Here is a 17222-nt window from a genome sequence, read left to right as displayed (position 1 = left end):
CAGCTTTCTTTATTTGGAGCGGGAAACCGGGTTCGAACCGGCGACCTCAACCTTGGCAAGGTTGCGCTCTACCAACTGAGCTATTCCCGCGAATTTGACCGAGCCAGAAGTTAAATCTTCCGGCCCGGTTTTGCAAGATCGTCGTTACGTTGCGACCCTGCTGTATTGGCATCCCCAAGGGGAGTCGAACCCCTGTTACCGCCGTGAAAGGGCGGTGTCCTAGGCCTCTAGACGATGGGGACATAGGAACTGGAGCGGGAAACCGGGTTCGAACCGGCGACCTCAACCTTGGCAAGGTTGCGCTCTACCAACTGAGCTATTCCCGCAATGGCATCCCCAAGGGGAGTCGAACCCCTGTTACCGCCGTGAAAGGGCGGTGTCCTAGGCCTCTAGACGATGGGGACCCAGAATCCTTCTCAGCGTTGCCAACCACGTTTCCGTAAGTCAGTACTGCGTCGAAGTGGGGCGCATTCTATGGAGACCCCGGGGGGCTGTCAACACCCGAATGAAAAAATATTAAGAAATTTTTCCTTTGCATACAGGCACTTACAAAGCCGCCGACAAAACGACCGCTCGCGCCCCCGGAATCCAGCTGACGATGCGGACGTAGATTAGCGCGCCCCTTCGGCACGCCTCTCCAGTCTCCGCATGAATTTGCGGATTCTGGCTGCATTGCTTCCCAGATCGCGGTTGCCGATACGGGAAGCAGACCGCATATCCACCCGCACATCAGCGCTGCCGGCCTCCCCTGCCGCCGCCTCTTTCGCATCGGCGCCTTTTGCGTCCTTGGCCCCGGTCTCTGTGCCCGTGCCTGAGGAGTCTGGCTTTGTGCTCTCCCCTACCGGCCTGACCCGCACCACAATGTCCTGGGTAATCCCCAGGATCGGGGTGCTGTCCACCGCTTCCAGGCGCCCCTGCCCCGCCTTGACCGCAATGACACGCCAACCCAGCTCCCGCGCCACCGCCTCCGCATGGGTCAGTACGTCGGACACCGGCAAGGACAGAATCAGCGGCTGGATGTCGCTGTAGGCCGGGGTAGCCTGCTGCACCTTCGCCGAGGTGGGGCCCGGATAGTCTGGGCTGTGGTCACCCTCCCTGCGCAGGGACAGCAACAGGTCGAACTGGGGGGGATCGACGGTATCGGTAGTGATGTCGTACAACGCCGGGGAATTCAGGTTGTGCTGGCCCACGGTAAACAGGGGCAGCGCCACCGGCACAAGCCCCAGCACCATCGCCCACAGGGCCGCTGTGCGCGCCTCCCCGTGCCGTCGCACTAGCCCCCAAAGGAATACCAGCATAGAAAAAAGCGCCACGGCGATCATTGCCAGCCCCAGCGCACCAAACAGCGCATAGGCGGAATCCAGGTCCAGCAGCCCCACCCGCACACCGACCACACCGAGACCGATGAGAGACAGCAGCAGCCACTGCACACGGTACAGCCAGCGGCTCCAGTGGCGCGGTCGCCCGGATCGAATCATTACAGATCTCCACGCTAGGGTTAGTGGAACTGTCAGCGTGCAGCTGCCGGACGGTATCCGGCATTCTGTGACCCGGCTGCGCCTCTCAGTCGGCGCCTTCGTCCGGGTCGTGTTTTACCGACAGGGAATTTACACAATAGCGCAAGCCGGTGGGCGCCGGCCCGTCCGGAAACACGTGCCCCAGATGAGAGCCGCAATTGGCGCAGAGGATCTCGATACGACGCATTCCCAGGCTATTGTCGACCCGCTCTTCGATAGCTCCCTTCTCCACCTCGCTGTGAAAGCTCGGCCAGCCGCAGCCGGCATCAAATTTGGTCGAGGAGTGGAACAGGGGCTCGCCGCAGCAGCGACAGCGATAGGTACCATCCTCGAACAGGTCCCAGTACTCGCCACTAAACGGACGTTCGGTACCGGCCTCGCGACAAACACGAAATTCTTCATCGGTCAGGCGCTCGCGCCAGTAGTTATCGTCTTTTTCTTTTGACATACTGTGACTCCTTTTTCGCCTGATAAGTCAGTATCCAGCGGCATTACCCTGCCCGGCACAACGCTTAGCGGCAGCACCTTCTCTTACCCATGGTGTCATACCCATCGTGACCGGCCCTAAAAACCGGACGTTGGCCAACCCGGTTCCATGACTGGTAGCAAAGCCTACTAAAAGTCAGGCACCAATTAGAAGAATTTGCCCACTGGTTTGTCTAGACAGACATCCGGTTTACTGTTGAAAGCCTATTTAAAGAACACAGCAATGAAGGATATTCACAAGTCGGAAAAACTCCACGGCGTCTGTTACGAGATTCGCGGGCCCGTCATGGAGCAGGCAACCCGCCTGGAAGAAGAAGGCCACCGGATCATGAAGCTGAACATCGGCAACCCGGCGCCCTTCGGCTTCGACGCGCCCGATGAAATCCTGCAGGACGTGATCTACAACCTGTCCCAGGCACAGGGCTATGTGGAATCCAAAGGTCTGTTTGCTGCGCGCAAGGCGATCATGCAGGAGTGCCAGACACTGGGTATTCCCGGAGTGGATATCGACGATATTTACCTGGGTAACGGGGTGTCCGAACTCATTTCCATGTCCACCCAGGCGCTGCTGAACACCGGCGATGAAATGCTGTTGCCGATGCCCAACTATCCCCTGTGGATGGCGGCCACCAATCTCACCGGAGCCAAGCCGGTACTGTACCGCTGCGACGAGCAGGCGGGCTGGCTGCCGGATATCGAAGATATCAAATCCAAGATCACTCCCCGTACTCGCGGCATTGTGGTGATCAACCCGAACAACCCCACCGGTGCAGTCTATCCGAAGGAACTGCTGCAACAGATCGTGGAAGTCGCACGCCAGCACAACCTGGTCATTTTTGCCGACGAGATCTACAGCAAGATCCTGTACGACGACGCCGTGTTTACCCCCATGGGCACCCTCGCCGAAGATGTGCTCTGCCTGAGCTTCAATGGCCTGTCCAAGTCCTACCGCCTTGCCGGATTCCGCTCGGGCTGGATGGTTGTGAGCGGCGCAAAGCATCGCGCGCGGGGCTTTATCGAGGGCATGGATATTCTTTCCTCGATGCGCCTGTGCGGCAACGTCCCGGCCATGTTCGCGGTACAGACCGCCCTCGGCGGCTACCAGAGCATCAACGACCTGGTACTGCCCGGCGGCCGACTGCGCCAGCAGCGCGATCTCGCACACCGTATGCTGAACGAGATTCCCGGGGTGAGCTGTGTCAAACCGCAGGGCGCCATTTACCTGTTCCCGCGCATTGACCTGGACCGGCACAAGATCGAGAACGACGAACGGTTCGTGCTCGACTTCCTGCGCCAGGAAAAAATCCTGCTGGTACAGGGCAGTGCCTTCCACTGGGATGCCCCGGATCACCTGCGGATCGTATTCCTGCCCCGCGCCGACGATCTCTCCCATGCGATCGATCGCCTCGGCAATTTCCTCGAGCGCTACACGCAGTAAACCCCAGGCGACGAAAAGAGAGCATGCTGGACGATTTACATATCCACGACTTCTACCGCGATGCGGGGCGTATTCTGCTGGCGCTGTTCCAGCAGTTCCCCGCACCTGCCACGCTGTACGTGGAGGATATCGCGGGGCCGGACACGCCGGATGAATTCGGCCTGCATTCCCCCCGCCACCTCGCCTGCCTTGGCGCCATGACCTGGCTCAAGGAGTGCGGTTATATCCGTTTTTCCCAACTGGTTCGCCAGGAAGCGGTGGAAGAGGCGGCCCTCTCCCACCACAGCTTTTTGTTGATGGTCACCCGCGGTGAGGACGGTGTCAGTAATGCGGAGAAACTGGATCGGATAGTACGTGAGGGTTCGTCGCCCCAACTCGAAGAGCTGATGGTGGCGCTGATGAAGCGCCTCGAACATTAACCGCTGCGGTTAAACCGCACGTGCAACATCTTCAGTGCCCCATCCGGGTCACTGTCAGGGAAGTCCGGATTCTGCGGCAGGCGCTCTACCACGCTATACCCCGAGTTGGCCGCAGCAACCATTTCGCGGAAATACGCCTCACTGTGTGCCGGTGAATTCAGTACCAATAACAGGTCTGCTTCATTGGCGAGACACGCCGGAAGTTTTTCCAGCAACTTGGCATAGTTCGTCTCGACCTCAAACGCACCGCGCTGCCGTGTGGGCGGATCCACCACTGCCAGCTGGAAGGGACCACTGCGGTCATATCGCTTGAAGTCCCGCAATGCATCCCGGGCGACAAAGCGGACGCCCTTCATGGGCAACTGATTAAACTGATGGTTCGCCTGTCCGCGCTTCAGAACGCCCTTGTTGAGATCGATATTCAGGATCTCCAGCTCACCCGCCGCCCGCGCGACCACCGAAAACGCACAGGTAAAAGAGAACAGGTTAAGGAGCTTGAGGTTATCCAGCTGCCCGGCCTTGTCCCGTACCTGCTGCTCCAGCCAGCGCCGCCCGGATTCAATATCCAGGAAAAAACCCACATTCTGGCGATCAAAGGTCAGTGGAAACTGCAGTGTGCCACGGCGCGCAACCGGCGCCTCCACCAGCTCACCACACTCCCACACAATGGGCGCGCGCGGCTGGTATCGGCGCTGCACCGCAAGCCCGGTATAGCCGAACGGCTGCAGCAACGCCCACAGTTGCCGTGCAAGCTCGTCTTCCGCTTCGTATTCTTCGAACAGCGTCACCAGAATTGCCGGGTGATAGCTATCCACACAGACGCGCTCGAACCCCGGATAACAATTACCGCGGCCATGGAACAGACGGCGGCTGTCCAGCCAGTTTTCCGCGGCATGCGCCTCTTCAACTTTGCTGCGCACAACCTGCAGCAGGGATTCCCAATTCAATGTAATGCTCGCCTGTTTTCTACGCTGAGGGCGCGGGGGTTGCTGTCACGGGTGCCGGGGATTCGCCACTGCCATCCCCTGACAGCGGGTAAAGAATTTCATCGCGATAACCGGTGACCACGGGAATAAACCCGCTCCAGGCGGCATCCAGTGAAGGATCACCACTATCCACCAGTAACGGCCGCCCACCCAGCTCGGTAATTTTGGTTTTGGTTGCCACCACCATCAGTTGTGCGCGCCCTACTGCCCGCAGAACATCCGGCGTCAGCTGCTGATTGCCGCGGCCAATCAAATGGCCCTGGCCACCAATCGCGGTAAGGATAATTTTTACCGGGACATCCTGCGTTTTGCTGCGATGCTGCTGAATCGCCTCAGCGATCTGTACCGCATTCACATCCGCCGCTAGCAGTTCACCGTCCTGCCACAGGTCCACCCCGAGCAGCGTGCCGTCGGCGCCGAGCTCAGACAGTACTGCCAGGGTGGTTGAACCCGGGCCGACAATATACAGGGTCTGCGGATCCTGCTCTTCAATGTCTTCAACAATCTGCGCCGCGATATCGGCCACCGCCAGCTCTTCCACTTCACGACCGGCATTTTTAACCGCCTGCAGAAAGTGCCCTTCTTCCGGCACCAGCAATTCGCCGTAGTAGCGGGTGCTCACACGCCCCTCGCGAAAGGACTTTTCATCGATATCGCGCACTTCGCGCTGATGCAGGTCTACCAGCTCACCGGACATCAGCCGGCGCAACACTTCGCCGCCGGCTTTCGGGGAAATGGCAAAACAGGCGGAGTGCATTTTGACACCGGCGGGAATTCCGAGAACCGGGAAAGTATCCCCCAGTGCATTGACCATGTTGCGCGCGGTACCGTCGCCTCCGGCGAATACAATCAGATCTGCTCCTGCGTCACGGATAGACTGCGCCGCAGTCTCCGTATCCGCCGGGGTGGAGCGTCCGGATGCCGCAGCACCTACCACGCTGACGGTAAAGCCGAGCTCGCACGCCAGCGCTTCGCCCATGTCGCCAGCAAAGGTGACGATTTCCAGTTCGCCGGCAAACGGAATCAATGCCTGCAGTGCAATCGCTGCGCGCTTGTGTGACTGCGGCTGAATCCCCGCCTCTAACGCGCGCTCGACGGTTTCTTCCCCGTCGCTGCCCTTGAGCCCCGCCGGCCCGCCAATTCCCGCCCAGGGATTGATAATCAGTCCAAGTTTCTTGAGTTTCACTTGAGCCCCAGTATCTCCAGTTGCTTGCGCGTCGCCGCATCCAGTTGCGGTGCCTGCATACGGTAGTGCGAAAATTCGAGGCGTTTGGGATACCGCTTGCGCTGCAGATCGAATGATTCCGCCATGGTTTGTGTGCCGCTGCGGGCAGCGTCTGCCGCCGTGCGCAGCCGCTGATCGTCGGCCCGCGGATCGTACATAGCCAGTAACAGCTCGCGTATGGCGGCGTAGCCAGTGGCTGCCGTTGTGAGATGGCGAGGTTGTGTGTCTGCGACCTCCCCAGCTTCGGATTTGTTTGTTGCAGGCAATGACAACGCCGTATCCACCGCCTCGCGAATCATACGGGTTCCCGCGAGCTTGCCGTCGTGGCTGTATCCGGCAATATGCGGACTGCCCAGATCAGTTTTTGCGAGCAGTTCCAGATTGATGTCGGGCTCGTTTTCCCACACATCCAGCACGGTGGTAAACGGTTTCGGGTCATGGAGCAGTTCTGACAATGCAGCGTTATCGATCACCGAGCCGCGCCCGGCACTGATAAGTACAGCGCCGGGCTTGATTGCCGCGAGCGTGTTTTTATCTAACATATACAGGCTCGGGTGCGGCCCACCCTTAACCAGCGGTGCGTGCAGGCAGATCACATCCTGCTGCAGGACACTGTGCAGTTCCGCCGCGTCCGGATTATCCGTCAGCCACGGGTCGTAAATTTTGCAGGGAATATCCAGGGCACGCAGTTTCCGCTGAAGTGAGCCGCCCACGTTGCCACACCCCACGATACCGAAACTGCGATCCCGCCAGTCCACATTGAGTGCCGCCAGCGCACAGAACACGTACTCGACCACCGAATTCGCATTGCAGCCCGGCGCGGCGCTCCAGGAGATCCCCTGCTGCTCCAGCCAGTGGATATCCAGGTGATCGGTACCGATGGTGCAGCTGCCCACAAAACGCACCGGTGTGTCTTCGAGCAGAGACCGGTTTACTTCGGTCACCGAGCGCACCAGCAAAATATCCGCCTGAGCCAGTTGTGCGCGATTCATGTTGCGACCGGGAACCCGGGTAATGGTACCCAGGTCAGCAAACCAGGTTTCGAGCCCGGGGATATTTTCGTCGGCAACGATATTCAAAGGGGGTGTTACACCGGAGTCGGTTGTCATGGGGTCGCGATACTCACTTCTGCGGAACTTTCCTGGGAATTTTTCTGGCCAATTTCCAGGGTGCGTCGAATTTTTCCGGCGAGTCCGCCGATACCGAATTCTTCCGCCAGGGCAATGGCCAGCTCGGGCTGTACCGGTTTGCGCACCAGCGCACTGGGAATGGCCGCGTCGCCGGTCTCACCTGCTAGCGGCACCGCATATTCAAGCTCAGCAAGACGGCGGGCCATGCGCATCTGTTCGGCATGGGTCGTGACCTTGGCAGCGATACCGGCGGCGCCACGGATTTTCAGGCCAGCTATCTCACCTGCTCCGGCAATCAGCGCTTCGATACTGTCAAATTCAGCCAGCAGGCGCGCGGCCGTCTTGGCGCCGATTCCGGGGACGCCCGGTATATCGTCGATGGCATCCCCCACCAGCGCCAGATAGTCGGCAATCTGCGCAGGACGCACACCAAACTTGTATTGTATTTCGGCGCGCCCGAGATACTGGTCCGCGGCAAAATCCCACAGGCTGGTAGCGCCGCGATCCAGTAACTGCCCCAGGTCTTTGTCCCGGGTGACGATCACCGGCGACAGACCACTGCGCACACAACGCGCGGTCAGAGTCGCAAGGATATCGTCGGCCTCGTAGCGATCACTGGCGTAACTCGCTATCCCCAGCGCCTCGGCCATCTCACGACAAGCGGCGAGCTGGTAGGCAAGGGGCTCATCAGGCAGTGCACGACTGCATTTGTAGTCCGGATAGATGTCGTTACGGAAACAGTTGCCGAGGGACTCGTCAAAAGCACAGGCAATATGCCCCGGCTGGCGGGCGAGCAGGTCCAGCAGGAAATTGCTGAAACCGTATACCGCTTCGGTACTGTAGCCGGAGCGGCTCTCCCAGTTGGGAGGCAGGGCAAAGTAGTAGCGGAAAATATAGACCGAGGCATCGACCAGGTAGACATCGCTCATCCCAGGTCCTCCAGACGGTAGCGTTCTGCACGCAGCGGATCGGGGGAGCCAAAGGCGCGGGCCAGCGCGCGCGCAAAGGTGATGGCGCGGTGGTTGATTGCAGGTTTCCCCACTCCCGGACACTCACAGTAACGCTGCACCTGCTGCCAGATATTGCGTTTGAAGGCCGGGCTGGGGCCGAGGCCGGCATCCAGGTTGTCCGCGCTCACCCGGAAGCGCAGACCGCAGGCGACGGAGAAAATCCACTCCAGCGCCTGGGGTTTTACCTCTACCCGTTCAAACTCCACCTGCTGGGCGGCGCTGCGGCCATCGGGAGCGTACCAGTAGCCATAATCCGGCTGACGGCGGCGCTCGGCTCCGGCCACACACCAGTGTGCGGCCTCGTGCAGGGCGCTGGCGGCATAGTCGCGGGTGAACTCGATCTGGTGAACGCTGCCCGGTGCGTCGTCTGCGGGGCGGTAATAAGGCTCTTCGTGCCCCCCGACAAGGCGCGTATTCAGTCCCTCGGCATCAGAAAAGCAGCGTTCGAAGACCGTGACTATACGTTCAGTCACCGAACTGCCTGAGTCGACGTGGACGCGAGCAAGATGGTACGGAACTTGCTCTTCTTGAAATGAGATCGGCGCTGTATCTGACACCACAGGCTCCTGCAACGGGGTTTGGCACCCGGAGGCGATACTCGCCGCCGGTGCCCGGCTGGCGCGGACTATAACAGCGGGCGCGGGGGGATCAAGACCAGCCCCGGCGCCGGCTGCGACAGGTTGTGGCCAGCGTTTGTGCTGATCTCACCCAACTCAACCAATAAGGAGGAACTTCCAGGCAAAGAACCCTATTCCGCTGGTTGTATTTCTGCGGATCAGAATATACCTTTGAACATAGGGATACCGGAAACCAGCTGCCGCTCAGCGCCATCGTCCCGAGAGCTGTGAGTGGTTGTTTTCGGTTGCGGTACCGGCTTCCCAGGGAGGCAAAAAGGCGCTCCCGGAGTCTGGATTCGGCGATTGGCCGCCCGGCCCTCGCTCGGCATCCCTACGCCGGTTGCACTTCATAAGTAGTACAAGACCTTCCCGCCCTACTACCGGCCCTGCAAGGAGGTGCTCCATGACCGACCACAGTACCAGCAACGTGGTTGACCTCTTCACCGGCAAGCCAATCGAAACTTCAGAGAATCTGCGGTTTATCCGTCTGTCTCCGGAGCTGGATGGCTTGGAAATGCTCTACTCCAACAATTCGAGTGGAACTGACCTCTACAGTCTGAAAATCCTATGCTGGGGCCTCCGTGCCAACGGTGAGATTGTCGGACTGGTTCCCTGGTTGAACTCAATTGTGGCCTGCCCGGATATCCAGGATCCCCTGGATGGACGGTTCGAAGGCTACTATGACCCGGGTATCGAGGAAATTTTCCACGAGGCCCCCATCCATAAAATCGTCGAGCTGGAGACTGCGGCGGAATATTTCGAGTACGAAAGCAATCAGGCGGATGAGGTTGTCCAGGAGATCCCCGACACCATTGGTACCCACGCGGTATTTATGGATGCTGGCAAGGAGAACCTGACCCTTACCGAAGTGGTGAGCTGGCGCCTTTTTGCCAGCGGTGAGATCCACGGCATGCTGATTGATCACAATAGTGTCGAGACCACACCGGTTCTTCCCGGGGACGATTGCCTGTACCCGGCACAGGAGTCGGAATGTTTCCGTTACTTCTTCCAACACCACATCGCCAACAAGATCAAATCTGAGGACCCGGAGGCCCTCGCTGCGATCGCGGCGCTTGTCACTTCGCCCTGAATATTTCCTTCAATATCACACACAACAAGGGCGACCAGTGGTCGCCCTTGTTACATTCCAGCCCGTGAAAATCACACACACTAATCAGGCATCCGCCTTGCGGATCCAGTACACAAACTCATCGTTCTCCTCCGCGTGCTTCACCAGTTCGTAACCGAGAAACTGACAGAATTTCGGTACATCCCGCTGGGTCGAGGGGTCTGTGGCAAACATCTGCAATACCTCTCCCGCAGCTACCTTGCGCACTGCAGCGTGGAGCATCATGACGGGCTCCGGGCACAGCAGGCCGCGGGCATCGAGCGTGTGGTGTGACTTCATAGTACCTTTCATGAGATTCTTAGTGTCGACATTGTCGGAGATTTGTCACGATTCGTCATCTTTAAAGTGGACCATGCGGCCACCGCAATGGCACCGGTAAGCGCTCGGTCCACCGCAGACGTCCACGGAAAGACTAAACTGCAGACACGGGTAGCACCCGCGATTGCGATCGAGTAGAAGCGAGAAAGCAGTAATGATTTACGTATTGATCGAAAGAGAAGTTGCTGAAGATCTGGAGACCACCTACGAAGAAGCCGCCCGCAGGCTCTTGACCAACGCCTACCAGACCACCGGATTTGTGGACGGCCACACCTATACCGAACTGGACAACCGTCGCCGCCGCTTCACCCTGTCCAAGTGGAAGTCCGTGCTGCACTGGCAGCAGTGGTACAACAGCGAAGAACGCCGCGATCAGATGGCGCAACTGGCCCCCATGCTCGCGCACGAAGAACGCATCACGATTCTCGAGCGCGCATAAACGCCGCTATCTGGTCAGCGGCGGTGCGCCAGTGTTGCTGCTGGCTGTAGCCGCTGGCCTTGCGCGGCTTGAAGTCGTGGTCGCCGTCCTCCAGCCAGTAAACCTGGATTGCCGACGACAGCCCGTACCCTGCCACCTCATCTGCATCCCCCAGTTTATCGCGCGTACCCTGCACAACGAGCGCGGGACAGGCGAGGGACAACAGATGTTCGGTGCGTAACTTTTCCGACTTGCCCGGTGGATGGAACGGGTACCCGAGACACACGACGCCGGCAACCTTTCCCTGCGCAAAGTTTTCCTCAGCGAGCATACTCGCCACCCGCCCGCCCATGGACTTGCCGCCGATAAACAGCGGAGCCTCAGGTAATTCCGCACGCACTCGGTCGATCTGTTCCTGAAACGACGCCAGCAATACGTCCATCTTGTTCGGCGGACGCCGCTTGCCGGACTCTCGCCGCTCCGCCATATACGGAAACTCGAAGCGCACCACACCTATGCCCTGCCCCGACAGCATAGTTGCCAGTGCCTGCATAAAGTCACTGTCCATCGGCGCACCGGCGCCGTGGGCGAACAGAAACCAGGCGACAGGCTCCTGCTCGGGGGTGTCGACAATCCAGTCCTGACCGGCCCCCATCAGACTTCGCCATCCGCGGGAATATCTTCCGAAAGAATCAGGTTGACCGATTCCTCGCCGGGCTCAAACCAGATCACCACCGTCTTGTTTTCGAGCTGACGGCGCAGGCTCGCCACCTTGTCCTCCAGGCTTACCTCGCGTTCACCATAATCAGTACCGTCGCGAGTAGCGTATTCTTCCAGCAGGTTTTGCAGGGCTTCCGGATCTATTTGGCGATGAGGGATGATCATGGGGACCTATAACAAGTAATTACGGGTTAAGCGTTAGTATAAAGAGCACAAACTCTTGAATCGAAAGTCGAGCACTGCGCATAAATTTTCAACCCCCGAAAAAAAATGCCCCGGGAATTCCGGGGCATTCTAACTTCGCTCGGGCGAAAATATCAGGACTTGGGTTTGCGGAACCGCAAGGTCATACGGTCGCTTTCGCCGATCGCCTTGTACTTTTCCCGATCTTCTTCACCGAGCGCCAGGGACGGCGGCAGGGTCCAGACACCCTTTGGGTGATCCGCAGTGTCTTTCGGGTTAGCGTTGACCTCACTGGTTTCCTCCAGCTCGAAGCCCGCATTCTTGGCGAGCTCAATGACGTAGGCCTGGGTCATATAACCGCTCTTCATCATATCCTCGCGACTGGTGCCCGGCTTCGCCCGGTGCTCTACCACCCCCAGCACACCGCCCGGCTTCAGCGCTTTGTAAAAAGTCTCGAACGCCGCCTGTTCTTTTTCCCCGCGCATCCAGTTGTGCACATTGCGGAAAGTCAGTACCGCATCCGCAGAACCTTCCGGCGCAATTTCGCTGTCACTGCCCGGTGCAAATTCGGTCAGTTTGATACCGCCGTAGGTATCTTTCTCTTCCTTCAGCCACTTTTCAAAGTTTTCCCGGGAGCGCTTGAAATAGCCCACCTCGGAGTCCTTGGGGAAATGCGCCGCATACAGGGTGCCCTCAGCCTTCAGCAGCGGGGACAGAATTTCGGTATACCAGCCACCGCCCGGCCAGATTTCCACCACGGTCATGTCCGGCTGCACCTGGAAAAATGCCAGGGTTTCCGCAGGGTGACGATACTGGTCACGCTCTGCGTAAGCTTCGGTGCGGTGCTCGTCCGCAACGGCATTTTTCAAAGGATCCGCCTGTACCGCGCCGGCAAAGGCCACAGTGCAGGCCATACCGGCCAGCCAATGGGTCAATTTCATGGGTTTCTCCTTATGAGAGACTGCTTAGAATTATGTTCTCCGACCATTGATTCAACACCGCGAGAATCGTCTTGTAAAGACAGCTCGACGGTATCTGGGTTCCACGTATCCCATTAACGAGAATTTTGCCCAGCGGGCACCACACTGGCTACAATTCAGCACACCCCGACCTATAACAGGTTCAGTAGCGTCAGTAAGGAAGCCCTCATGCAACAGCACCTCGTCATCTCCATTATCAGCGACGACAAGCCCGGTGTGGTGGAAATGCTCTCGTCCGCAGTAGCGGAAAATGGTGGCAACTGGGAAGACAGCCGCATGGCACATTTTGCCGGCAAGTTCGCCGGTATCCTGCGTCTCAGCGTGGCTGCAGAAGACAGTGCTCGCCTCAAGGACGCCCTGCAAAGCCTTGCCGGTAGCGACTTCAAGCTTCAGATCGAGGATGCGCTCGCGGTGGCTGCCGACGGCCGCCAGACCCTGCAACTCAAACTGGTAGGCAACGACCGCCCCGGGATCGTCAAGGAAATCTCCCGCGCCCTGGCCGCCCGCCGGATCAACGTGGAAACCCTGGATACCCGCTACGGCAGCACTCCCTGGAGTGGGGAGCCCCTGTTTACTGCCGAGTGCACCATCAGTGTCTCCGAAGATGTCAGTATCGACGGCCTGCACGACGAGCTGGATGAGATCGCCGACGAACTGGGAGTCGAGATCGACTGCGAAGAAACCTCCTCCGCGCTATAATCCCCGCCAATTTGCCGAGCCGAGAGGTTGGGCACGGACAGTTCAGAGGCGGTGCCGCTACCGGGTACCGCCTTGTGAGACACGCCGTGCACCCATCCATGGGGGCTCTTCAGCGAGGTCCCTCTCGCAGAAGGTCTCACAAGGCAGTACCCGGTATCGACACCTTCGCCCAAACCTATGCAGGCAAACCAATGTGTTCGCCTTCTATGGCTCAGTTACCACAACTATGTTCAAAATCGTGCTCTACCAGCCGGAAATTGCCCCCAACACCGGCAATATCATCCGCCTATGTGCCAATACCGGTGCCGAATTGCATCTGATTGAACCCCTCGGGTTCACCATGGATGACAAGCGCCTGCGCCGGGCGGGACTGGACTATGCGGAATACAGCCGCGTGGTACGTCACCGGGACTGGGATGCGTTTGTGGAAACGGAACAGCCCAAGCGGGTACTGGCACTTTCCACCAAGGGCAGTCGCAGGCACTCGGAGATTGAATTCCGCGCCGACGACGCCATCGTCTTTGGCCCCGAGACCCGCGGCCTGCCCGCGGAATTTCTCGCCCGGACGGGCCAGGAGCACACCCTGCGCATCCCCATGTGCGCCAATAGCCGCAGCATCAATCTTTCCAATGCTGCGGCCATCGTTATTTATGAAGCCTGGCGACAGCTTGGCTATGTCAACGCCCAAGGCTGAATCAACTCTCAATACGTTATGCGCGCACCTATCGGACTTTTCTACGGATCCAGCACCTGTTACACCGAAATGGCGGCGGAAAAAATCCGCGATCGTCTCGGAGAAGAATGGGTAGACCTGCACAATGTCGCCGACGACGATATCACCCAGATGCAGGAATACGATTTCCTGATCCTCGGCATCCCCACCTGGGACTACGGCGAACTGCAGGAGGACTGGGAAAACTGCTGGGACCAGCTGGCGCAACTGAACCTGAGCGGAAAAACCGTCGCCCTGTATGGCCTGGGTGACCAGGAAGGTTATCCCCAGTGGTATCAGGATGCCCTTGGCTACCTGCACGCGCAGATGGTCGCGGTTGGCGCCAAAGCGGTGGGCTACTGGTCCGCAGATGGTTACCAGTTCGAGGAATCCAAAGGCCTGACGCCAGATGGCAGCCAGTTTGTCGGCCTCGCCCTGGATGAAGAAAACGAATTTGACCGCAGTGACGAGCGCCTGGACCAATGGTGCGCACAGATCATGCGCGAGTTCGGGCTCCAGTGAGCCGCGCCCATGCCTGAACAGAACAGGTCATCGATTCATCACGCCGAGCTGGAGTGGCGCGAAAACGGCCAGCCAGTTTCCAGTGCGTTTGACGACATCTACTTTTCCACCGCCTCCGGCCTTGAGGAAACGCGCCACGTATTTCTCGGCGAAAACCGATTGCCAGAGCGCTGGGCCAGCCTGTCGCCCGGCGCCTGTTTTACCATCGGCGAAACCGGCTTTGGTACCGGACTCAACTTTCTCGCGGCCTGGCAACTGTGGCGGCAGTGCGCCCCGGAAAACGCCCGCCTGCATTTCATCAGCGTAGAAAAATTCCCACTGCACCCTCGCGACCTGGCCCGGGCCCTGGCGATGTGGCCGGAACTGGCCGAGCTGAGCCGCGAGCTGATCGCTCAGTACCCCTCCTACCTGGCACCCGGGGTGCATAGGCTGCGCTTTTCCGCCGGCGTTTACCTGACACTGGTGATCGATGAAGCCAGCCGCGGCTTCGAACAGTTGCAGCTCGACGATCCAGATAGGGACAGCCTGGTCGACGCGTGGTTTCTGGATGGATTCGCCCCGTCGAAAAATCCGGACATGTGGAGCGAAGACCTGTTTCAGGCAATGGCCAGGCTGAGCGCTGCAAATGCGACCTTCGCAACCTTTACCTGCGCGGGCATCGTCAAGCGCGGCCTGAAATCCGCGGGTTTTACCTTACAGAAAGTGCCCGGGTTTGGGCGCAAACGGGAAATGCTGCGGGGCGAATTCACCCCCTCGCCAGTAGCCCACCCGCACACACATCGTGTCACCCCGTGGCACCTGCCTCCCGTCACACACAAAACACCAGACACCGTTGCGATTGTCGGCGCGGGCATCGCCGGCGCCGCAGCCGCGCGTGCGCTGGCGGAACGGAACATCCGCGTTACCGTATTTGAACAGGGCGAGGCCCCGGGCAGCGGCGCCTCCGGCAATGACCAGGGCATCCTCTATGCGAAGCTCTCCCCCAAACCGGGACCTAACGGAGACTTCAACCTGCTTGCGCTGCAGTTTGCCCAGCGTTTTTACCCGGCGGCATGTCCGGAGGCGGTACACTTTGATGGACTGCTGCAACTGGCCCAGACGGAAAAAGAACAGCAACTACAACAACAGATAGTCGAGCAGCTCTCGCTGGATGGGGACGCCGCGCTTGCGCAACCGGTATCGGCCGCACAGGCCAGTGAACTGGCCGGCGTACCACTACAGGCGCCCGGGCTGTTTTTCCCCAGCGCGGGCTGGCTGCAACCAAGGCAGGTCTGTTCTGCATTGCTGCAACACCCCAATATTGAAACCCGCTTTAACACGCCGGTAAAAGACGCGCGCTATACCGCCGATCAATGGCAACTGGCAGTCGCGGGAAGCAGTGCAGCGGCTTCATTTGATGCGCTGATAATGTGCACCGCCAATTTCAATCGCCATTTCCCCCAGACCTCGCCCCTGCCCCTGCAGCCCATACGCGGCCAGGTGTCCTTTGCTCAAGCAACCGAGGAATCACGGAAGCTCAAATTGGCCCTGTGCGGCGAAGGCTATATCGCCCCCGCCGCGGCGCGCGATGGCAGCCCGCGCCACAGCTTCGGGGCCACTTTCAAACTGAAGCAGACCGATACAGAGCTTCGCGCAGAAGAACACCGGGAAAACCTGCACACACTGGCCTCCCTGCTCCCGGAGATCGCGCAGTCGTTCGAGGATCAGCCTCTCGAGGGGCGTGCCGCCCTGCGTGCGGCGACGCCGGACTATCTGCCCATGGCCGGCCCGGTCGCGGATTGGGATCAGCTGGAAGGCACCTATCAGGCGCTGCGCAAGAACCGTAAGCAACGGATTGACCGGCGCACGCCCTATCAGCCACACCTCTACGTACTCGCAGGGCTGGGCTCGCGGGGATTCACCTATGCGCCGCTGGCCGCGGAAGTACTTGCGGGATGGATTGCCGGAGAGGTGATGCCGGTTTCGGAAGAATTGGTGAAGGCGCTGCACCCAATGCGCTTTGCCATCCGCGCACTGGGCAAGAACCGGGCAATAATGGACTGATCCTGTCGAAGAACGGCTGAGGAATAAACCAGCCTTCAGCCCGGCCCGGCCAACAGCGGACCGCTGCCGGAACCACAGGCCACGATCGATTTCATCGCCGCTTCCACGGTCACATGGGGGAGGATCTCAACGCAATCCGGTGGCAGGTGGTAAACAAAGCCCGAGGTCGGTACCGGCGCGGTGGGTACGTACACCGTGTAATCTCCGTTGGCATGCTGGGAGGTAACAATCGCGGTTACCGAGAGCGGGTTGTCCTTTCCGTGAATGCGCGCACGGGCAACCGGTCCGGACAATACACCCTCACTGCCAGCGCCGCCGATAAACTGCAGCACCAGATCCTTGATCGTGGTGTAGCCCGGCGCCAGCTTGCCCAGCCAATAATCCAGATGCCGGTGCGCCCAGCGGCCAACACTGGTTTTCACCAGCAGACCAATCAGGAAACACAAGCCGAGGATCAGTGCTATCACCACAAGGCGCGCAAAGTTATCCTTGAATTGTGTATGTGCCTGCATCCACTGGGTCGCCGGCGCCACCATCTCGCTGATCTGGCCAAACAGCCACTGAAACAGCAAGAAAAAAATGACGATGGGCAACACCACTGCCAGGCCACCGAGTAGTGTCAGAGTGACAAAGGCTTTTATTCTGGTCATAAATTACTGCACTGATCTTA

General features: G+C 59.2%; 20 protein-coding genes and 4 tRNA genes. 8 read left to right on the top strand and 16 right to left on the bottom strand.

The window, feature by feature from the left end:
- Positions 1 to 14 precede the first annotated feature (14 nt).
- The 6 genes from ACONT6_RS05090 to msrB form a co-directional block, all read right to left on the bottom strand.
- Positions 15 to 90: transfer RNA gene (locus ACONT6_RS05090), tRNA-Gly, on the bottom strand.
- A 76-nt stretch (positions 91 to 166) separates the two neighbouring features.
- Positions 167 to 242, bottom strand: a tRNA-Glu gene (locus ACONT6_RS05085).
- A gap of 8 nt (positions 243 to 250) precedes the next feature.
- Positions 251 to 326 (bottom strand) — tRNA-Gly (locus ACONT6_RS05080).
- Between the two features lie 2 nt (positions 327 to 328).
- Positions 329 to 404: transfer RNA gene (locus ACONT6_RS05075), tRNA-Glu, on the bottom strand.
- A 207-nt stretch (positions 405 to 611) separates the two neighbouring features.
- Positions 612 to 1478, bottom strand: coding sequence for a DUF1499 domain-containing protein (locus ACONT6_RS05070; RefSeq protein WP_428820705.1), 867 nt, complete (start codon positions 1476 to 1478; stop codon positions 612 to 614).
- An 85-nt stretch (positions 1479 to 1563) separates the two neighbouring features.
- The gene (gene msrB, locus ACONT6_RS05065) at positions 1564 to 1965 is read right to left on the bottom strand and encodes a peptide-methionine (R)-S-oxide reductase MsrB (RefSeq protein WP_181253745.1); all 402 of its coding nucleotides are present in this window, start codon (positions 1963 to 1965) and stop codon (positions 1564 to 1566) included.
- 261 nt (positions 1966 to 2226) lie between these two features.
- Here msrB and ACONT6_RS05060 point away from each other — a divergent pair, with 261 nt between their 5' ends.
- On the top strand, positions 2227 to 3441 hold the full coding sequence (locus tag ACONT6_RS05060) for a pyridoxal phosphate-dependent aminotransferase (protein WP_428820704.1): 1215 nt from the start codon (positions 2227 to 2229) through the stop codon (positions 3439 to 3441).
- 23 nt (positions 3442 to 3464) lie between these two features.
- Positions 3465 to 3860: a hypothetical protein gene (locus tag ACONT6_RS05055; protein WP_428820703.1), complete on the top strand. Its 396-nt coding sequence runs from the start codon at positions 3465 to 3467 to the stop codon at positions 3858 to 3860.
- Here the strand turns inward: ACONT6_RS05055 and ACONT6_RS05050 are convergent.
- From ACONT6_RS05050 to ACONT6_RS05030, 5 genes are read right to left on the bottom strand one after another with little or no spacing between them, the layout of a single operon-like run.
- Complete coding sequence (locus ACONT6_RS05050) at positions 3857 to 4807, bottom strand: class I SAM-dependent methyltransferase (protein ID WP_428820702.1); 951 nt, start codon at positions 4805 to 4807, stop codon at positions 3857 to 3859. The two genes, ACONT6_RS05055 and ACONT6_RS05050, sit on opposite strands and share 4 nt — an antisense overlap.
- A gap of 19 nt (positions 4808 to 4826) precedes the next feature.
- On the bottom strand, positions 4827 to 6032 hold the full coding sequence (locus tag ACONT6_RS05045) for an ATP-NAD kinase family protein (RefSeq protein WP_428820701.1): 1206 nt from the start codon (positions 6030 to 6032) through the stop codon (positions 4827 to 4829).
- Positions 6029 to 7180 (bottom strand): 4-phosphoerythronate dehydrogenase, encoded by a 1152-nt coding sequence (locus ACONT6_RS05040; RefSeq protein ID WP_428820700.1) that lies wholly within the window; start codon positions 7178 to 7180, stop codon positions 6029 to 6031. The genes ACONT6_RS05045 and ACONT6_RS05040 overlap by 4 nt, the downstream gene beginning before the upstream one ends.
- The gene (locus tag ACONT6_RS05035) at positions 7177 to 8130 is read right to left on the bottom strand and encodes a 5'-3' exonuclease (RefSeq protein WP_428820699.1); all 954 of its coding nucleotides are present in this window, start codon (positions 8128 to 8130) and stop codon (positions 7177 to 7179) included. The genes ACONT6_RS05040 and ACONT6_RS05035 overlap by 4 nt, the downstream gene beginning before the upstream one ends.
- Positions 8127 to 8684, bottom strand: coding sequence for an elongation factor P hydroxylase (locus tag ACONT6_RS05030; RefSeq protein WP_428820698.1), 558 nt, complete (start codon positions 8682 to 8684; stop codon positions 8127 to 8129). Before ACONT6_RS05030 ends, ACONT6_RS05035 begins: the two co-directional genes overlap by 4 nt.
- A gap of 547 nt (positions 8685 to 9231) precedes the next feature.
- On the opposite strand from ACONT6_RS05030, the gene ACONT6_RS05025 reads away from it, so the two are divergent.
- The gene (locus tag ACONT6_RS05025) at positions 9232 to 9918 is read left to right on the top strand and encodes a hypothetical protein (protein WP_428820697.1); all 687 of its coding nucleotides are present in this window, start codon (positions 9232 to 9234) and stop codon (positions 9916 to 9918) included.
- Positions 9919 to 10002: 84 nt separating this feature from the next.
- Here the strand turns inward: ACONT6_RS05025 and tusA are convergent, their stop codons facing one another.
- Positions 10003 to 10248: a sulfurtransferase TusA gene (gene tusA, locus ACONT6_RS05020; RefSeq protein ID WP_428820696.1), complete on the bottom strand. Its 246-nt coding sequence runs from the start codon at positions 10246 to 10248 to the stop codon at positions 10003 to 10005.
- A 181-nt stretch (positions 10249 to 10429) separates the two neighbouring features.
- Between tusA and ACONT6_RS05015 the strand changes: the two genes are divergently transcribed.
- The gene (locus tag ACONT6_RS05015; protein ID WP_181253755.1) at positions 10430 to 10714 is read left to right on the top strand and encodes an antibiotic biosynthesis monooxygenase family protein; all 285 of its coding nucleotides are present in this window, start codon (positions 10430 to 10432) and stop codon (positions 10712 to 10714) included.
- On the opposite strand, the gene ACONT6_RS05010 is transcribed toward ACONT6_RS05015, so the two are convergent.
- The 3 genes from ACONT6_RS05010 to ACONT6_RS05000 form a co-directional block, all read right to left on the bottom strand.
- On the bottom strand, positions 10692 to 11348 hold the full coding sequence (locus tag ACONT6_RS05010; protein WP_428820695.1) for an alpha/beta fold hydrolase: 657 nt from the start codon (positions 11346 to 11348) through the stop codon (positions 10692 to 10694). The genes ACONT6_RS05015 and ACONT6_RS05010 overlap by 23 nt on opposite strands.
- Positions 11348 to 11578 (bottom strand): YheU family protein, encoded by a 231-nt coding sequence (locus tag ACONT6_RS05005; protein WP_428820694.1) that lies wholly within the window; start codon positions 11576 to 11578, stop codon positions 11348 to 11350. Before ACONT6_RS05005 ends, ACONT6_RS05010 begins: the two co-directional genes overlap by 1 nt.
- 152 nt (positions 11579 to 11730) lie before the next feature.
- Complete coding sequence (locus ACONT6_RS05000; RefSeq protein WP_428820693.1) at positions 11731 to 12537, bottom strand: class I SAM-dependent methyltransferase; 807 nt, start codon at positions 12535 to 12537, stop codon at positions 11731 to 11733.
- 207 nt (positions 12538 to 12744) lie between these two features.
- Here ACONT6_RS05000 and ACONT6_RS04995 point away from each other — a divergent pair, with 207 nt between their 5' ends.
- The 4 genes from ACONT6_RS04995 (at position 12745) to mnmC (ending at position 16552) form a co-directional block, all read left to right on the top strand.
- Complete coding sequence (locus ACONT6_RS04995; protein WP_428820692.1) at positions 12745 to 13275, top strand: glycine cleavage system protein R; 531 nt, start codon at positions 12745 to 12747, stop codon at positions 13273 to 13275.
- A gap of 226 nt (positions 13276 to 13501) precedes the next feature.
- Entirely contained in the window at positions 13502 to 13969 is a 468-nt protein-coding gene (gene trmL / locus ACONT6_RS04990; protein WP_078083954.1) for a tRNA (uridine(34)/cytosine(34)/5-carboxymethylaminomethyluridine(34)-2'-O)-methyltransferase TrmL, read from the top strand.
- An 18-nt stretch (positions 13970 to 13987) separates the two neighbouring features.
- The gene (gene fldB, locus ACONT6_RS04985; protein WP_428820691.1) at positions 13988 to 14509 is read left to right on the top strand and encodes a flavodoxin FldB; all 522 of its coding nucleotides are present in this window, start codon (positions 13988 to 13990) and stop codon (positions 14507 to 14509) included.
- Between the two features lie 9 nt (positions 14510 to 14518).
- A complete protein-coding gene (gene mnmC / locus ACONT6_RS04980; protein ID WP_428820690.1) occupies positions 14519 to 16552 on the top strand; it encodes a bifunctional tRNA (5-methylaminomethyl-2-thiouridine)(34)-methyltransferase MnmD/FAD-dependent 5-carboxymethylaminomethyl-2-thiouridine(34) oxidoreductase MnmC in 2034 nt (677 codons plus the stop codon).
- Positions 16553 to 16587: 35 nt separating this feature from the next.
- Here mnmC and ACONT6_RS04975 read toward each other — a convergent pair whose 3' ends face one another.
- Positions 16588 to 17202, bottom strand: coding sequence for a DUF502 domain-containing protein (locus ACONT6_RS04975; protein WP_428820689.1), 615 nt, complete (start codon positions 17200 to 17202; stop codon positions 16588 to 16590).
- Between the last annotated feature and the right edge of the window lie 20 nt (positions 17203 to 17222).

It is taken from the genome of Microbulbifer sp. MCCC 1A16149 (assembly GCF_050368945.1).
Classification (GTDB): Bacteria; Pseudomonadota; Gammaproteobacteria; order Pseudomonadales; family Cellvibrionaceae; genus Microbulbifer.
The sequence above is the reverse complement of the archived record's forward strand: the minus strand, read 5'-3'. Positions and strand labels throughout refer to the sequence as shown.

What these genes read in the sequence shown, in the direction of transcription:
- ACONT6_RS05060 (WP_428820704.1), top strand. Translation starts at nt 2,227, where the DNA reads ATGAAGGATATTCACAAGTCGGAAAAACTCCACGGCGTCTGTTACGAG.
- ACONT6_RS05035 (WP_428820699.1), bottom strand. Translation starts at nt 8,130, where the DNA reads ATGAGCGATGTCTACCTGGTCGATGCCTCGGTCTATATTTTCCGCTAC.
- ACONT6_RS05025 (WP_428820697.1), top strand. Translation starts at nt 9,232, where the DNA reads ATGACCGACCACAGTACCAGCAACGTGGTTGACCTCTTCACCGGCAAG.
- ACONT6_RS04995 (WP_428820692.1), top strand. Translation starts at nt 12,745, where the DNA reads ATGCAACAGCACCTCGTCATCTCCATTATCAGCGACGACAAGCCCGGT.
- ACONT6_RS04975 (WP_428820689.1), bottom strand. Translation starts at nt 17,202, where the DNA reads ATGACCAGAATAAAAGCCTTTGTCACTCTGACACTACTCGGTGGCCTG.
- ACONT6_RS05015 (WP_181253755.1), top strand. Translation starts at nt 10,430, where the DNA reads ATGATTTACGTATTGATCGAAAGAGAAGTTGCTGAAGATCTGGAGACC.
- msrB (WP_181253745.1), bottom strand. Translation starts at nt 1,965, where the DNA reads ATGTCAAAAGAAAAAGACGATAACTACTGGCGCGAGCGCCTGACCGAT.
- ACONT6_RS05055 (WP_428820703.1), top strand. Translation starts at nt 3,465, where the DNA reads ATGCTGGACGATTTACATATCCACGACTTCTACCGCGATGCGGGGCGT.
- ACONT6_RS05000 (WP_428820693.1), bottom strand. Translation starts at nt 12,537, where the DNA reads ATGAAATTGACCCATTGGCTGGCCGGTATGGCCTGCACTGTGGCCTTT.
- ACONT6_RS05010 (WP_428820695.1), bottom strand. Translation starts at nt 11,348, where the DNA reads ATGGGGGCCGGTCAGGACTGGATTGTCGACACCCCCGAGCAGGAGCCT.
- tusA (WP_428820696.1), bottom strand. Translation starts at nt 10,248, where the DNA reads ATGAAAGGTACTATGAAGTCACACCACACGCTCGATGCCCGCGGCCTG.
- fldB (WP_428820691.1), top strand. Translation starts at nt 13,988, where the DNA reads ATGCGCGCACCTATCGGACTTTTCTACGGATCCAGCACCTGTTACACC.
- ACONT6_RS05070 (WP_428820705.1), bottom strand. Translation starts at nt 1,478, where the DNA reads ATGATTCGATCCGGGCGACCGCGCCACTGGAGCCGCTGGCTGTACCGT.
- mnmC (WP_428820690.1), top strand. Translation starts at nt 14,519, where the DNA reads ATGCCTGAACAGAACAGGTCATCGATTCATCACGCCGAGCTGGAGTGG.
- ACONT6_RS05005 (WP_428820694.1), bottom strand. Translation starts at nt 11,578, where the DNA reads ATGATCATCCCTCATCGCCAAATAGATCCGGAAGCCCTGCAAAACCTG.
- ACONT6_RS05040 (WP_428820700.1), bottom strand. Translation starts at nt 7,180, where the DNA reads ATGACAACCGACTCCGGTGTAACACCCCCTTTGAATATCGTTGCCGAC.
- trmL (WP_078083954.1), top strand. Translation starts at nt 13,502, where the DNA reads ATGTTCAAAATCGTGCTCTACCAGCCGGAAATTGCCCCCAACACCGGC.